Origin of the sequence: Rhizobium bangladeshense (assembly GCF_017357245.1) — a bacterium.
GTDB lineage: Bacteria > Pseudomonadota > Alphaproteobacteria > Rhizobiales > Rhizobiaceae > Rhizobium > Rhizobium bangladeshense.
Map to the genome: position 1 here is coordinate 1,327,941 of NZ_CP071612.1, position 14,742 is coordinate 1,342,682.

Annotated in this window: 13 protein-coding genes; 5 read left to right on the top strand and 8 right to left on the bottom strand. The window is 61.4% G+C overall.

From position 1 onward, the window contains the following. Nucleotides 1–142: 142 nt before the first annotated feature. Nucleotides 143–1,015, top strand: coding sequence for a hypothetical protein (locus tag J2J98_RS06490; protein WP_064711289.1), 873 nt, complete (start codon nt 143–145; stop codon nt 1,013–1,015). On the opposite strand, the gene J2J98_RS06495 is transcribed toward J2J98_RS06490, so the two are convergent. The 6 genes from J2J98_RS06495 to J2J98_RS06520 all read right to left on the bottom strand — a co-directional run bounded on the left by J2J98_RS06495 (nt 1,016) and on the right by J2J98_RS06520 (nt 8,479). Then, on the bottom strand, nt 1,016–1,171 hold the full coding sequence (locus J2J98_RS06495; protein ID WP_167358954.1) for a hypothetical protein: 156 nt from the start codon (nt 1,169–1,171) through the stop codon (nt 1,016–1,018). 95 nt (nt 1,172–1,266) lie between these two features. After that, entirely contained in the window at nt 1,267–1,458 is a 192-nt protein-coding gene (locus J2J98_RS06500) for a hypothetical protein (RefSeq protein ID WP_138393533.1), read from the bottom strand. 132 nt (nt 1,459–1,590) lie between these two features. Further along, nucleotides 1,591–2,484 carry a uracil-DNA glycosylase gene (locus tag J2J98_RS06505; protein ID WP_138393532.1) on the bottom strand — a complete coding sequence of 298 codons (894 nt, stop codon included), beginning with the start codon at nt 2,482–2,484 and terminating at the stop codon, nt 1,591–1,593. A 68-nt stretch (nt 2,485–2,552) separates the two neighbouring features. After that, nucleotides 2,553–3,845, bottom strand: coding sequence for an Hsp70 family protein (locus J2J98_RS06510; protein ID WP_138393531.1), 1,293 nt, complete (start codon nt 3,843–3,845; stop codon nt 2,553–2,555). A gap of 222 nt (nt 3,846–4,067) precedes the next feature. After that, nucleotides 4,068–7,184, bottom strand: coding sequence for an efflux RND transporter permease subunit (locus tag J2J98_RS06515; protein WP_207602670.1), 3,117 nt, complete (start codon nt 7,182–7,184; stop codon nt 4,068–4,070). Continuing rightward, nucleotides 7,181–8,479, bottom strand: a complete 1,299-nt coding sequence (locus tag J2J98_RS06520) for an efflux RND transporter periplasmic adaptor subunit (protein WP_207602671.1) — start codon at nt 8,477–8,479, stop codon at nt 7,181–7,183. The genes J2J98_RS06515 and J2J98_RS06520 overlap by 4 nt, the downstream gene beginning before the upstream one ends. Before the next feature lie 274 nt (nt 8,480–8,753). Between J2J98_RS06520 and J2J98_RS06525 the strand changes: the two genes are divergently transcribed. Beyond that, nucleotides 8,754–9,635 carry a phosphotransferase family protein gene (locus J2J98_RS06525; protein WP_207602672.1) on the top strand — a complete coding sequence of 294 codons (882 nt, stop codon included), beginning with the start codon at nt 8,754–8,756 and terminating at the stop codon, nt 9,633–9,635. A gap of 9 nt (nt 9,636–9,644) precedes the next feature. Here the strand turns inward: J2J98_RS06525 and J2J98_RS06530 are convergent, their stop codons facing one another. Then, nucleotides 9,645–10,433: an SDR family oxidoreductase gene (locus J2J98_RS06530; RefSeq protein ID WP_207602673.1), complete on the bottom strand. Its 789-nt coding sequence runs from the start codon at nt 10,431–10,433 to the stop codon at nt 9,645–9,647. Between the two features lie 243 nt (nt 10,434–10,676). Here J2J98_RS06530 and J2J98_RS06535 point away from each other — a divergent pair, with 243 nt between their 5' ends. Further along, nucleotides 10,677–12,341, top strand: a complete 1,665-nt coding sequence (locus tag J2J98_RS06535) for an electron transfer flavoprotein-ubiquinone oxidoreductase (protein ID WP_207602674.1) — start codon at nt 10,677–10,679, stop codon at nt 12,339–12,341. A 135-nt stretch (nt 12,342–12,476) separates the two neighbouring features. Next, nucleotides 12,477–13,091: a L,D-transpeptidase gene (locus tag J2J98_RS06540; protein ID WP_064706685.1), complete on the top strand. Its 615-nt coding sequence runs from the start codon at nt 12,477–12,479 to the stop codon at nt 13,089–13,091. A gap of 82 nt (nt 13,092–13,173) precedes the next feature. On the opposite strand, the gene J2J98_RS06545 is transcribed toward J2J98_RS06540, so the two are convergent. Then, complete coding sequence (locus tag J2J98_RS06545) at nt 13,174–14,079, bottom strand: DMT family transporter (protein ID WP_064706686.1); 906 nt, start codon at nt 14,077–14,079, stop codon at nt 13,174–13,176. 144 nt (nt 14,080–14,223) lie between these two features. On the opposite strand from J2J98_RS06545, the gene J2J98_RS06550 reads away from it, so the two are divergent. Continuing rightward, a complete protein-coding gene (locus J2J98_RS06550) occupies nt 14,224–14,697 on the top strand; it encodes an Lrp/AsnC family transcriptional regulator (protein ID WP_064707055.1) in 474 nt (157 codons plus the stop codon). The last annotated feature ends 45 nt before the right edge of the window (nt 14,698–14,742 follow it).

Genomic DNA, 14,742 nt, shown 5'->3' on the forward strand with positions numbered 1-14,742 from the left:
GGCGTAGAACTGCGGAATATGATTGTTGAACGTGAGAAACTATCATTTATTCAACGCTATGCATGTCTGAATGGGCCGTTTTGCGGCCTTCGATATTGCTGCTCCGAACGCTGGCCTGCGAGCGGAGGTGGAGAAAAGCATAATGGCATTCACGGCGGAGCAATTGGCGGGGAACTGCTCCTTTCTGATGAGCATCCGCTTTTTGGCTGGGCAAACGCGCGGCATGTTCGACGCCGGTCCGCGTTTGGCGAGACTGCTGGCCTCCCATCAGCGCTGGCTCCTGACCCAGACTGCCTATGCCCTCCACCTGGAACATGATCCGCACGACCCGACGTCGGGTCTTACCGCCGTCCGGCTGATCGGCCGCATCACGGCGCATAAAGTGGCGAGCCGTAACACCGTGCTCGCCTTCATCGAAGAACTCTATACCTACCGCTTCATCATCCACACGCCTGGCGACGAGCGGCGCCGGCCACGACATTTCGAACCGGCGGCTGTTAGCCATCAGGCGATGTTCGCCTGGATTCACGCCAATCTCGCCTCGCTGGACCTGCTCGACGGCGGTGACAGGGCGGCGTTTTTCCAGGCAAATCCATCATTGATGAAGCTCGTTCAGCCGCGCATTGCCCGTCATTGCCTGGAAGATGCGGGCTGGCGGGAGCCGCCGGAGCAGGTGGCGCTATTTCTCTGGACCGAAGCCGGCGGCCTCGTCATCGACAACTTCATCAGCCGGCTGGATATGGAAAACACCGAGCGGGGCAGGTTTCTCGTCGGCCGCGTCGAAACCCGCGCGCTCGCCGCCGATTTCATGATGTCGCGCACGCACCTGCAGCGGCTCTTGGCAAAGGCAGCGCAGCGCGGCTGCGTCGGTTGGAATGATGAGCCGCGCAAGACGCGTCTATGGATATCGCGGGATTTCGTCGAAGAATATTGCGCGTGGCAGGCGGTCAAGTTCGCCTATGTCGACGAAGCCTTCGAATGGGCGAAGACCCGGATAGAAGAAATAGTCGTCTGATCAGAGAACGATCGCTGCTGTAGCCGCACCAACATTCGAGGCGGCACCGGGCTTTACCGAAAGCTCGCGCTCATATTCCCGTGCGGCGCAGACCGCGACTCGGATATGCTCGAAGGTTTCGATGTTGCGCAAAAGCGATAGCAGGATCGTCGACATATTGGTTTACTCTGGCAATGGAAGGCAGGCAGTCGCACGGTTCTTTGCATCGGCGCCCTTTGCGCCTCCGAATGAAAGCGCTCTAAACCTGCTGCTCAATATTGCTGGAAGTCGGAAAAGATGGCGTTCGGACGCGCCGTGCGGCTGTTGATGCCGGTGCCGCGCGCAACCATCTGCTCGTTCGCGGCAAAGCCGAAACGGCTATGGCCGTGAGTGGAACGAATTTGGTCGCCGGCGAGGCGGAGGGTTTCAAACCCGCAATGGATAGGGCGGAAGCGCTTGTTCATGGCCTTGGTTCCTGTAATTCCTCCCAAGACACCCCTTTATATTGCAGTGCAGCATCGATTCTGCAATGCGCCTCGACGCGATGCAGCCATGCGAAAAACGCATGGACCACTTCATAAATTTTTAAACTTCGGCTAATTTCTAAGCAGGGAGAGCGAGTTAAGCTTCGCTTGAAAGGCCAGCAGGTCGTTCCAAGCCAGCCGCTTATTGACCGGTGCGGTTAACAGATCCTGAGGATGCAGGCTGGCGATTGCGGGGATGACGCGCTCGGCGACGGCAATTTCCCGCCAGCGGCCGCGGAGGCCGTGAATCGTATCGTTTTCTCCGAAGAAGAACCGCGCTGCGAAATTACCGAGCAGCAGGATCGCCTGCGGTTCGGCGAGCGCAATCTGCCGCTCGATGAAGGGACGGCAGATATCCATTTCGGCCGGCGACGCCGCGCGGTTGCCGGGCGGCCGCCAGGGGATGACCTGCGTCAGCAGGACGCCGGAACGGCTGAGCCCGATCGCCGCCAGCATCTTGTCGAACAGCTGGCCGGATTTTCCAGAAAAGGGCGTGCCTTCACGGTCGTCTTCAGCGCTCGGCGCCGAACCGATCACCATGATGCGGCTTTCGGCGTCGCCGCTGGCAAAGATGGTCGAGCGGGCGCTGTGCTTGAGATTGCAGCCGTTGAACGCTTCGATCGCGGTCTTGAGCTCGCTGAGGGAGCGTGCGGCTTCGGCGACGAAACGCGCCTGCTGCACGGCCTCGCCATCCGGGATCGCCGGTTGCGGGCTGGAGGCCGGGGCCGGACGCGCTGCTGCACTCGGACGAGGCGATGTCTGGCGATCCACCGGGAATGGCCGCTCCTCGGCAGTGGGCCGTTCCTGCTGCGGCTGCGCCGCCGGACGGCGCGCGGCCTTCATCGCCTCGAATTCGGCGAAGCGGTCGACCGCCTCCTCCTCCAGCAGCCATTCCACGCCGGCATCCGCATGAAAATGCAGAAGCGCTGCAAGCTCGGCGGGGGAAAGGTCGTTGGCGGAGATCATGCGGCAAATCTAGCGGAGAGATCGTGGCATTGAAAGGGCAGGCGGCACATTGGCCGTTCTTGCCGGCTTTATTGCACAGTCCATTGCGCGATGTCGTCGCGTTCCCCGATCAGCGCCAGACCATGGGCGATCGACAGGAGCTCGCCGCCGCTTTCTATCCGATCGCGTTCGAAGCGCTCGGTGAAAATGCGTCGCACCGCCGGCACGAAGGAGGTGCCGCCGGTCAGGAACACCTTGTCGATGTCGGCAGGCTTCGTCTCGGTCTTGTCGAGCACCTCGTCGAGCGCGCCTTCGATGCGGGCGAGGTCCTCGGCAATCCAGCTTTCGAAGTCGCGGCGCTTGATGCTGCGATGTCCGCCGCGGCCGAGCGGCACAAAGTCGAAAGGCGCCTCATCAGCGGCCGAAAGCGCCATCTTCGTCGCCGACACCGCCTGGTAGAGCGGATAGCCTTCGTCATGGTCGATGAGATCGATGAAGATTTCGAGCTTCTCCGGCTCCAGGCTGGTGCGCACCAGTTTTTTCAAATCCTCGAATTCGCGCGTGGTCTTGAAGATCGACAGCTGGTTCCAGCGGCCGAAGCTGGAATAGTAGTTGGACGGAACTTCGAGAATCTTGTCGAAGCTCTTGAAATGGCTGCCCTTGCCGATGAGCGGCGCGACGATGTTGTCGATCATCCGATAATCGAAATGATCGCCGGCGACGCCGACGCCGGAATGGCCGATCGGCGTTGCCGTCAGCCTGCCGGCGACAGTTTCGAAGCGGATCAGCGAATAGTCGGTCGTGCCGCCGCCGAAATCGGCAACCAGCACCGTCGCATCCTGCTTCAGGTTCTGCGCGAAATAGAAGGCGGCGGCGACGGGCTCATAGACATAGTGGATTTCGGGAAAGCCGAAACGCGACAGCGCCTCGTTATAGCGTTCGGTCGCGAGCGCCGGATCCGGGCTGGCGCCGGCGAAATGAACCGGGCGGCCGGTGACGATGCGGCTGACATGAGAAGGCCAGCTGTCGCCGGCATAGCTACGCAGGCGCCGCACGAAGATCTCCATCAGATCTTCGAAATTGTGGCGCTTGGCGAAGATCAGCGTGCCCTGAAACAGCGCGCTTGCCGCGAAGGTTTTGATAGATTGCAGGAAGCGGCATTCGCCGGGATTGTCGATAAACTGGCGGATCGCGGCATGGCCCGCTTCCACCTTCAGCGCCGCGGCGCCGAGCTGGCCATCCTTCATGAAGGAGAGTGCGGTCCGCATGCTGTCGGCCGTCCCCGCCGCGCTTGTGAACGCCATCGAGCGCGTCGCCCCGCCATCCGCCATGGCGAGAACCGTATTCGTCGTGCCGAAGTCGAAACCCAGCGCCTGAGCCATGCCCGCACCTCTTCATGCCGATTGTTATTGGAGACGGAGCATTGCTCCGCGAAGGGGCGCAGAAGCGCCCGGATTCAGGAGGGCGGGTGATGCCATAGCGGCGTGACACATTCAAGCGAATTGAAGACCGAAATACTCGGAGGCGCACATCTTCTCCCGCTCGCAGAGAAGACATGCACCCTGGTCGTTGAATCGCCAATGCTGAAGTCTGGCAGACGGCCGCTATTCGGCGGCCATTGCCCTTGTCTCCTGCAACACCGGCGCCTCGACCGTCTTCCTGCCCATCAGCCGACCGAGGAAATTGCCGAACCGGTCCATCTCGACGAAGATGACGGGGGTGATGAACAGCGTCAGCAGCTGCGAGACGACGAGGCCACCGACGACGGCGATGCCGAGCGGCTGGCGCAGCTCCGAGCTTGCGCCGGTGCCGAGCGCAATGGGCAGCGCGCCGAGCAGGGCACAGAAGGTGGTCATCATGATCGGCCGGAAGCGTCGCACACAGGCTTCGTGAATCGCCGCCGCCGCCTTTTCTCCGGTCGTGCGCATCGTCTCCACCGCCACGTCGATCATCATGATCGCATTCTTCTTGACGATGCCGATCAGCATCAGGAGCCCGATCAAGGCGATGATCGACAGGTCGAAGCCCATGATTTTCAAGGCGAGAAGCGCGCCGAAGGCCGCCGCCGGCAGGCCGGAGAGAATCGTGAGCGGATGGATGAAGCTTTCGTAGAGCACGCCGAGCACCACATAGATGGTCAGCACGGCCGCGAGGATCAGATAAGGCGTATTGCCCTGCGACTGCTGGAAGATTTCGGCCGTGCCGCCATAGGAGGTGAAGACGTCGGTCGGCAAACCGATCTCTTTCTTGATCTGGTCGATCGCTGCCGTCGCGTCGCTGAGCGAAACACCTTCCGGCAGGTTGAAGGAAACGGTGGTGGAGACGAGCTGCCCGGTCTGATTGATGGTGACCGGGCCGGTGGTGCGCTGAACATGTGCGAAGTTCGACAGCGGCACCAGGCTGCCATTGGAGGAGGCGACGCGGATTTCCGACAGTTTCTGGTCGTCCCACGGCTTGCTCGTGTCGTATTCGACGATGACGTCGTAGCTGTCGCCGGTCGACTGGATCTCCGCCGGCGTATAGCCGCTGAAGGATTCCTGCAGCGTCGTGCGCAACGTATCATTGTCGATCCCATAGGCCGCCGCCCGCTCGGTGTCGATGACGATATTGGCTTGCAGCGCGTTGTTCTGGGCATCCGAGGTCACGTCGGTAAACAGCCTTTCCTTACGCATCGCCCCTTGGATCTTGCCAGCCCAGAGGTCGGTCTGGTCGGCGCTCAGCGCCTGTATGACCAGCTGATACTGACTTGCAGTCTGCCGGCCGCCAAAGCGCAGGCTCTGGTTCGGAGTAACGAAGGCCTGCAGTCCGGGGATATCGTTGATCGCGGCGCGCAGCTCGCGAAGGGTCTGATCAAGCGGCGGACGCTCCTTCTTGTCCTTGAGTTCGACGAACATCGTGCCGTTGTTCTGCGGTTTGTTCGGGTTGCCGCCGACCGTCGACATCACATGACTGACCGCCGGGTTCGCCTTGACGGCGGCTGCTGCCTGTTGCTGCAGCGCCTCCATGGCGGAATAGGAAATGTCCTGCCGGGCCTGGGTGCTGATCGTCACGCGGCCGATGTCCTCCTGCGGGAAGAAGCTCGTTGGCAGCGTCATGAAGAGATAGAACGTCAAAGCCACCGAGCCCAGGAAGATGCCGAGGATCGTCAGACGATGGCGGAGGCACCAGCCGACTGCCTGGTCGTAGCCGTTGAGCGTCCGCTCGAAGCCGGCATCGAAAAGGCGGATGAGGAGCGGCGGGCGGCTGTGATTGTTCGACAGGCGCGAGCCGAGCATCGGCGTCACGGTCAGCGAGACGATTGCCGATGAGATGATGGCGATGGCAACCACAATGCCGAATTCATTGAACACGCGACCGACGACGCCGCCCATCAGGAGGATCGGGATGAAGACCGCGATCAGCGAAACCGACATCGAGATGATGGTGTAGCTGACCTCGCCGGCGCCCTTGATCGCCGCCTCCCGTACCGGCATGCCTTCCTCAACATGGCGCAGGATATTTTCGAGCATGACGATAGCGTCGTCCACGACGAGCCCCACCGCGAGCGTTAGCCCCAGTAGGGAGATGTTGTCGATGCTGTAGCCGAGTACATACATCATGCCGAAGGTCGCAATCAGCGACAGCGGGACGGCGAGCCCCGGGATGATCGTCGCGGTCGCATGGCCGGTGAACAGGTAGATGACGAGAACGACGAGACCGATCGTCAGGAAGAGCGTGAACTTCACATCGGCGATGGCGTCGCGAATGGGTTTTGCCGCGTCGTTCATGACAACAGTCGTGACCGAAGCAGGAATTTCGGCGTGCAGTTGCGGCAGCTTGGCGTTGATCGCGTCGACGACATCGACCGTGTTGGCATCCGGCTGACGCTGGATGGCGAGGATGATGCCGCGCTGGCCGTCATACCAGCTGCCGGTATATTGGTTCTCGACCCCGTCCTGCACATCGGCGACATCGCCGAGATGGATCGGCGCGCCGTTCGGATTGGCAATGACCAGCGAGCGGAATTGTTCGGCATTGGTGCGCTGTGTATCCGCAGTGATGGTCATGCTCTGGGCATTGTTCTGCAGCGTGCCCACAGGCTGCTGGCTGTTGGCCGCAGCAAGCGCCTTGTTGACGGTATCGATGCCGATGCCGCGCGTGAGCAGTTTGTTGGGGTCGACCTCGACGCGCACCGCATAGGTCTGCGCGCCATAGACGCTGACCTGGGCAACACCGGGAAGCGTTGAAAGCGACGGCGAGATGATGTCTTCGGCGATCTCGTCGAGCTTGCTGCGCGGCATGGTGTTGCTCTGCACGGAGAGCAGCATCACAGGCGCATCGGCCGGGTTAGTCTTTCGATAGCTCGGCGGCGTCGTCAGATTGTCGGGCAGCTGCCGGGTCGCGTGCGATATCGCCGCCTGGACGTCGGCTGCGGCCGCGTCAATATCGCGGTTGAGATCGAACTGAAGCACGATGCTGGTGTTGCCGAGCGAACTCGAGGCGCTGATTTCACTGATCCCGGGGATGGTCTCGAACTGCTTGATCAGCGGCGTCGCAACCGAAGTCGCCATGGTCTGCGGCGAAGCGCCGCTCAATTGCGCCGAGACGTTGATCGTCGGAAAATCGACCTGCGGCAGGGCCGCAACCGGCAGGAGCCTGTAGCCGGCAAGGCCGGCCAGAATGACGCCGATGGCAAGCAGCGTCGTCGCCACGGGGCGCTGGATGCAAAAATTCGGGATCATTGCTGGGCTCTCACCGTGACCGTCTCGGACTGCTGCTGTTGCCGAGGCACTTCGGCGGCGGCGACATCAAGCGTCTTTTCGTCGAATTGCTCGTTGATGGCCTGCTGGTCGTTGAGCTGGCCCTGGCCCTCGACGACGACATGATCCCCTGGCTGAAGGCCCGATTCGATGGCGGTAAAGCCGCCATTGGCGCGGGCGACGGTGACTGGCGTCAGATGCGATTTGCCGCCCCTGGCGACGAAGGCGAAGAAACCATCGGGGCCGGGGCTGACGGCAACCGTCGGCACCACCACCTGCTGTTCGTCGTTGTTGAAATGCACGATGACGTTAACCGATTGGCCGGGCCAGAGGGCGCCGGAGACGTTGTCGAACTTTGCTTTGGCAAGGATCGTGCCCGAGGCCGTATCGACCGTGTTGTCGTAGAAGCTGATTGCGCCCTCGCGGACTTGCCCCCTGGTGGAGTTAGGGGCTGTGCTCACCTCGACCGGACCGGCTGCCAATGCCTTCTTCAGCTCGCGCAGATAACGTTCCTGCAGATGAAATTTCACATAGATCGGGTCGTATTTCGCAATGGTGACGATAGCCGAACCGGCATTGACGAAAGCGCCCTGGCTGATGGCAATGTCGCCGAGCCGGCCGTCGAAGGGAGCACGAATGTCGGTATTCTCGAGAATGATCTTATCCGAGGTGAGCGTCGCCTTGTCGGCGTCGACGGTGGCCGCGGCGGTGTCGCGGGCGGCTCTCGCCTGATCGAGGCTCTGCTGGGTGCCGGCCTTCTGGTCGAACAGGTCCTGCGCGCGCACCAGCGCGGTCTCGGATTCCGACAGAGTTGCGGTGTCGCGCACGATCATCGCATTGTCCTTGTCGACGGCTGCCCTGGCCGTCCGGTCGTCCAGCTTGGCGATCAGGTCCCCGGCCTTCACCGTCGCCCCGTCGTGCGCATTGATGCTGACGATTAGCCCCTGTTCTTGTGCGGCGATCGTCGTATTGTCATCCGCGTCGGCCCAGCCGGAAGCCGTCACATCCATCGGCAGCGTCGTCTTGATTGCCGCAACGGTCTTAACGACGGTTGGACCGCTGCCGCGTCTGCGCCCGCCACCCTGATGCTGTCCGTTATCCCCAGCCAGGGTCTGATCGGCCTGCGCCTGTTGCCCGCCGCCATTGCCGCTGACCGGCTGCGTGATGAACTGGGAGAGGTAAGGAATGCGCGAAGCATAAGGGATCAGATTGCCGAATTGCCAGAGACCGACGGCGGCAACCGCGATGATGCTGACGGTAATCCAAAATTTCTTCATGGCGAGACCGGGGTTGAGCAAGATTGCGAAATTATGCTTTGATTGAGCCGCTTATATTGCGGCGCAAAAAAGACATAATTTCCCGGTCGCGATCACTAAGTGGTTATAAAGGCTTAAATCTTTGTAATGAATATTCCGTAATATTCAAACTATACTAATATAGGCAAGTGCAGATCGATGTGGGTCCGGCGGCTGCGCTCCGGCAGGTCCGCGACAAGTTAATGCCGCTCCCCAAACGCAAAGAAGAGCGGAAAAACAGAGAAGGCAGGTCGTCATGACTGAGTTGGATGCCAGCGAATTTCGCTCTCTCATCACAAGGGTGTTTCCCGAATTGACGGCCTCCGTCTTCAAGCTGGCGGCAAAGGGCTGGGATTCCATGGCGGTCGACGTGGACGACACGCTGATCTTCAAGTTTCCCCGTCACCTCGGCGCGGAGAGAGCGCTTGTCAAGGAAGCCGCCTTGCTCGATATCGTTCGACCGTCGCTGTCGATGGCGGTTCCCGATATGCGCATTCACGACGGCCCGCCGATCTTCTCCAGCCACGCGAAGCTCGAGGGTGAACACCTCATCACGGAAGATTACGGTGCGCTCGGGGAGGGCGACCGTCAGCACCTGGCGGACGACCTCGCGCGCTTCTACGCCGAATTGCACGCGCTCGATGCCGATCGCCTGCGGGCGGCGGGCGCCGGAGCGATCCAGTCATGGCAATCGCCGGAGGCGGTGCGGGCGAAGGCTTTGCCGCAGCTGCCGTCTGATATCAAGGGCTTTGCGGAAGCCGTCGTCTCGGATTTCGAAGCATTGCCGCCCGACCCCTATGGCAAGGTCTACGGCTTCTTCGACGGTCACGGCTGGAACATGGCATTCGACTTTCGGCAACGCAGGCTCAACGGCATTTACGACTTCGCCGATTCGGGTTTCGGTCCGTTGCACCAGGAGTTCATCTATTCGAACTTCATCTCGCCCGATCTGACCGCGCGCATCATCTCGGCCTATGAAATGCTGACCGGACGCAGCCTCGACCGGCGGCGCATTGCAATCATGACCGGCTTCCATCGGCTTTCCGAACTCGCTGAACTTTCCGACGATCCGGCCAATGTCGAACAGATGGTCCGCGGCGTGGCGAACTGGGCCGCTGCGGCGGCCCGCATTGCCTGAAAGGATGCCTCAGACGGAGCGTGCTGCGCCGCCGTCGCAGCGGATGAGTGAGCCGGTGATATAGCTTGCCGACTCGCTGCACAGGAAGGCGGCCGTTGCGGCAAATTCCTCCACGCTGCCGTAGCGGCCGACCGGAATGCGCGCTTCCTTGTCGGCGCGGATCTCCTCGATGCTTTTGCCCGTCCGCTTTGCTGCGGCGCCGTCGAGATCGTCGAGCCGCCCCGTCAGAATGCTGCCCGGCAGAAGCAGGTTGGTGGTGATGCCGAAACTCCCGACTTCCGAGGCGAGCGTCTTGCTCCAGCCGGCAAGCGCCGGGCGCAGCGTATTCGACAGCGCCAGGTTGGGGATCGGTTCGATAACGCCTGATGAGGCGATCGTCAGGATGCGGCCCCAGCCCTGCGCCTTCATATCAGGCAGAAGCGCATTGGTGAGCGTGATCACCCGGGCGACCATGGAAAGGAAATAGGTTTCGAGCTTTTCGGCCGTCATGTCCTCTGTCGTGCCGGGCGTCGGTCCGCCGGTATTGTTGACGAGAATATCGAGGCCGTCGAACTTGTCCTTCACCGCCGTCGTTGCCGTCTTGACAAAATGGTCGTCCGTGAGGTCCGCCCAGATCCAGTCGGCCCGGCCTTTGCCTTCACTGTTGATCGCCTTGCAATTGGCCTCTAGCTGTTCACCGCTGCGCCCGCACAGAAGCACGTTTGCGCCTTCCCGCGCCAGCGCCACGCCTATGCCGAGGCCAAGCCCGCGCGAGGAGGCGAGAACGAGTGCCCTTTTGCCCTTGATGCCGAGATCCATGATATCCTCCGATGTCTTCGAGCGATGTATAAGGCGCAGGCGACGAAAAAGGAAAGGGAGGCTTGCGGTGGTGCCGCGTTAATATTCGACGTTAACGTAAACGTTATTGTAGTCTCGGATCAGTTCAATAGCATTGTGCGAATTGAAGATTGGCTGTCGCATCCCGGCTCGACAATGCTTCGTTGTTTTGACAAGACAGTGCCTATGGGATGATGGCCACGGCGGCCAAGCGGAGACGAATGAATGACCGAGATGACTGAGCTGCCCGAACGCGAGAGCATGGAGTTCGACGTCGTGATTGTCGGGGCGGGTCCTGCTGGCCTCGCGGCGGCGATCCGGCTGAAGCAGGTCAATCCGGAACTGTCCGTCGTCGTGCTGGAGAAGGGCGCTGAGGTCGGCGCCCATATCCTGTCTGGCGCCGTCGTCGACCCTGTCGGGATCAACCGGCTGCTGCCGGGCTGGCGCGAGGAGGAGGGGCATCCCTTCAAGACGGAAGTCACGGCGGACCATTTCCTGCTGCTGGGGCCGGCAGGCTCGATCCGCCTGCCGAATTTTATGATGCCGCCCCTGATGAACAATCACGGTAACTACATCGTCTCGCTGGGCAATGTCTGTCGCTGGCTGGCGACCAAGGCGGAGGAACTCGGCGTCGAGATCTATCCGGGCTTTGCCGCCGCGGAAGTGCTCTATGATGACAAGGGCGCGGTGATCGGCGTTGCCACCGGCGACATGGGCATCGAGAAGAACGGCGAGCCTGGCCCCAACTACACCCGCGGCATGGAGTTGCGCGGCAAATACACGCTGATCGGCGAGGGGGTGCGCGGTTCGCTCGCCAAGCAGCTGATCGCCAAGTTCGATCTCTCCAGCGACCGCGAACCGCAGAAATTCGGCATCGGCATAAAGGAACTCTGGCAGGTCACGCCCGAGAACCACCAGCCGGGCCTGGTGCAGCACTCCTTCGGCTGGCCGCTCGGCATGAAGACCGGCGGCGGCTCCTTCCTCTATCATCTCGAAGACAATCTGGTGGCGGTCGGCTTCGTCGTCCACCTGAACTATAAGAACCCCTATCTCTACCCCTTCGAGGAGTTCCAGCGCTTCAAGACCCATCCGGCGATCCGAGGCACTTTCGAGGGCGGCAAGCGGCTCTCCTACGGCGCGCGCGCGATCACCGAGGGCGGTTATCAGTCGGTGCCGAAGCTTTCTTTCCCGGGCGGGGCGCTGATCGGCTGTTCGGCCGGCCTCGTCAACGTGCCGCGCATCAAGGGCAGCCACAATGCCGTCCTGTCGGGCATGCTGGCAGCCGAGAAGGTCGCGGCGGCGATTGCATCAGGCCGCAGTCACGACGAGGTCGTCGAGATCGAAAATGAATGGCGCCGGGGCGACATCGGCCGCGACCTGAAGCAGGTGAGGAACGTCAAGCCGCTCTGGTCGAAGTTCGGTACGGCGCTCGGCGTGGCGCTCGGCGGCTTCGACATGTGGGTGAATACGCTGTTCGGCTTCTCCTTCTTCGGCACGCTGAAGCACGGCAAGACGGATGCCGAAAGCCTGGAGCCGGCTGCAAATCACAAGCCGATCGCCTATCCGAAACCCGATGGCGTATTGACCTTCGACCGTCTCTCCTCGGTTTTCCTGTCGAACACCAATCACGAGGAGGATCAGCCGGTGCATCTGCAGGTCAAGGACATGGCGCTGCAGAAGAGTTCCGAGCTCGGCATCTATGCCGGCCCGTCCACCCGCTACTGTCCGGCCGGGGTCTACGAATGGGTGGAAAAGGATGGCGACAAGACCTTCGTCATCAACGCCCAGAACTGCGTGCACTGCAAGACCTGCGACATCAAGGACCCCAACCAGAACATCAACTGGGTGCCGCCACAGGGCGGCGAGGGGCCGGTCTATCCGAATATGTGAGGCGGATCGGCATCGCAGCCGACAATTTCACGTGCTGACGCCTTCGTGATCGGCCGCCGACGGCCGCTCTTAGCCATTCGTTAACCATAAATTCCTTAGCTTGCGACATCTTCTTGACGCACTAAGGACACATTCATGACGATCTCCCGCCGGGGCTTTCTGATTGCTCTGCCTCTTTTCATGGCCGGCTGCTCTTCCACCGGCCTGAACAGCCAGACGAATTACGCAGCGCTTCCCGATGAAAAGTTTCCGCTGAAGCAGGTGCCGATCGACAAGATCAAGCCGGAGCTTCGCCGTCAGGAAGTCGCCTATGAAACCGCTTATGCTGCAGGCACGATCGTCATCGATACGCCGGCGCGTCGCGCCTACTATGTCCTCGGGAACGGGCGGGCCATGCGTTACGGCGTCGGTGTCGGCCGCGAGGGGCTGGCACTCGCCGGAAACGCCTATGTCGGGCGCAAGGCGGAATGGCCGAGCTGGACGCCTACCGAAAATATGCAGCGCCGCGAGGAGCGCTATCGCAGGCTCGCTGGCGGCATGCCAGGCGGCCCGAACAATCCGCTTGGCGCGCGGGCGATGTATCTCTATCGCGGCGGCAACGACACGCATTTCCGCATACATGGGACAAATCAGCCGGAATCGATCGGTCTCGCCATGTCGAGCGGCTGTATCCGTATGATGAACCATGACGTGATCGATCTCTATAATCGCGTCGAGGTCGGCGCCAGGGTCGTCGTCATTCAGGCTTGAACGAGCAAAGGACGACCATAAGACAAGCCGCCGGCAGCGATACTACCGGCGGTTTTCTGCTTTTGCGGCTGATGTGGGCGCGTCAGTGGCGGCGTGCTGCGATACCGGTGGAAAGCGCCACGCCGATGCCGGTGGTCACGGCGGCGCTGATTTCGGCAATGCCGATCGTTTCGCCAAGCAGCAAGCCGCCGCCGAAAGTCGCTAGAACAGGCGTCAGCGCCGTGAAGGCGGCAGCCTGCGTTCCGCCGAGCGTGCGGACGGCCGTGCCATAGGCGACCATGGCGACGAGGCCTGACAGAATGCCCTGGCTCAACACCTGCAGGCCGATTTCGGCAAGCGGGGCCTGCGGCAGCGATACGCCGAAGACGAGGGCGAGCCCGGCGATGATCAGGAAGGACCAGGCGGCGATCAGCGCGCTCGCCTGAATGGCCGTCAGTCCCGAGCGGCGGAAGGCATGGGTATAGCTTGCCCAGAGCACGGCGCCGGCCGGCAGCAGGACGAAGCTTGTCCAGGGCAGGGAGGCATCGGCAAGGCTGCGGGTGAGCAGGATCATTACGCCGCCGACGATTGCCGCCAGCCCAGCGATGCGCGTTACATCCGGCCGCTCCCGAAACAGCAACATGCCGATCAATGCGGTGGCAAGCGGCATGGAGCCGCCGAGCAGGATGCCTGATGAGGCGGCCGGGGTGGAATGGATGGCAAGCGCCGTCACCAGAAAGAAGATCGCGCCGCACCCGGCGACCATGATCGCCAGCAGATGGAGCGGCAAACCCTTCGGCAGCAGGCCGGTGCGGAGCCAGACGGGCGAAAGCGCGAGCGCGGGAATGCCGAAGCGGATGAGACCGATGTCGATGGGGCCGAGCGACGTTGCGGCGCTGTGGCGGGTTGCCAGAAACCAGGTCGCCCAGATCAAGACGGTGATACTGCCGGCGGCATAACCCAAGGTTTGCGAAGGTGATTTGTCGTTTGAAAATGCGATCGTGCTCATCGTTCCAATCCTTTCCTCCATCCGGATCCTGTCCGGTTGAAAGAAGATTAGCGCCGGAGGCCGGGGCATGTCCTTGCTATCTATGGCAGGAAAGTCGTGCTATACGCAATCTTCTGCCAAAGGGGGCGATTGGATGTTATGAAAATGCCAAATCTCGATAAATTTGATATTGCCATCCTCAAATGTCTGCAGGAGGATGCGCGCGCCACCAATGTCGAGATCGCCGAAAAGGTGAACCTCTCGCCGTCGCCCTGCCTGCGCCGTATCCGCAATCTCGAACGTTCCGGCATCATCCGCGGCTACACCGCGGATATCGATCGCAAGGAGGTCGGTCTCGGTCTGACTGTCTTCGTCGAGTTTAAGGTCATCCATCACAGCCGCGAAAACTCCGAGGCGCAGCAGAAGGCGCTCCTGGCAATTCCCGAGATCGTCTCCTGTTTCCTGATTTCGGGAACGGCCGATTTCCTGGCCGAAGTGGTTGTGGAGGATCTCGCCGCCTATGAGCGCCTTCTGACGGACACGCTTCTGACCCTGCCGAATGTCAGCGACATCCGCTCGAACTTCGCCATCCGCAGCATCAAGACGCATGGGCCGTTGAAGCTGCCGGAAGGAAGATAATTCCGATACTTTTTTCTGTAAAAACCCCTCCCCAACTCCCCACAG

Coding starts and splice junctions, on each gene's coding strand:
- J2J98_RS06490 (WP_064711289.1), top strand. CDS start 143: ATGGCATTCACGGCGGAGCAATTGGCGGGGAACTGCTCCTTTCTGATG.
- J2J98_RS06495 (WP_167358954.1), bottom strand. CDS start 1,171: ATGTCGACGATCCTGCTATCGCTTTTGCGCAACATCGAAACCTTCGAG.
- J2J98_RS06500 (WP_138393533.1), bottom strand. CDS start 1,458: ATGAACAAGCGCTTCCGCCCTATCCATTGCGGGTTTGAAACCCTCCGC.
- J2J98_RS06505 (WP_138393532.1), bottom strand. CDS start 2,484: ATGATCTCCGCCAACGACCTTTCCCCCGCCGAGCTTGCAGCGCTTCTG.
- J2J98_RS06510 (WP_138393531.1), bottom strand. CDS start 3,845: ATGGCTCAGGCGCTGGGTTTCGACTTCGGCACGACGAATACGGTTCTC.
- J2J98_RS06515 (WP_207602670.1), bottom strand. CDS start 7,184: ATGATCCCGAATTTTTGCATCCAGCGCCCCGTGGCGACGACGCTGCTT.
- J2J98_RS06520 (WP_207602671.1), bottom strand. CDS start 8,479: ATGAAGAAATTTTGGATTACCGTCAGCATCATCGCGGTTGCCGCCGTC.
- J2J98_RS06525 (WP_207602672.1), top strand. CDS start 8,754: ATGACTGAGTTGGATGCCAGCGAATTTCGCTCTCTCATCACAAGGGTG.
- J2J98_RS06530 (WP_207602673.1), bottom strand. CDS start 10,433: ATGGATCTCGGCATCAAGGGCAAAAGGGCACTCGTTCTCGCCTCCTCG.
- J2J98_RS06535 (WP_207602674.1), top strand. CDS start 10,677: ATGACCGAGATGACTGAGCTGCCCGAACGCGAGAGCATGGAGTTCGAC.
- J2J98_RS06540 (WP_064706685.1), top strand. CDS start 12,477: ATGACGATCTCCCGCCGGGGCTTTCTGATTGCTCTGCCTCTTTTCATG.
- J2J98_RS06545 (WP_064706686.1), bottom strand. CDS start 14,079: ATGAGCACGATCGCATTTTCAAACGACAAATCACCTTCGCAAACCTTG.
- J2J98_RS06550 (WP_064707055.1), top strand. CDS start 14,224: ATGCCAAATCTCGATAAATTTGATATTGCCATCCTCAAATGTCTGCAG.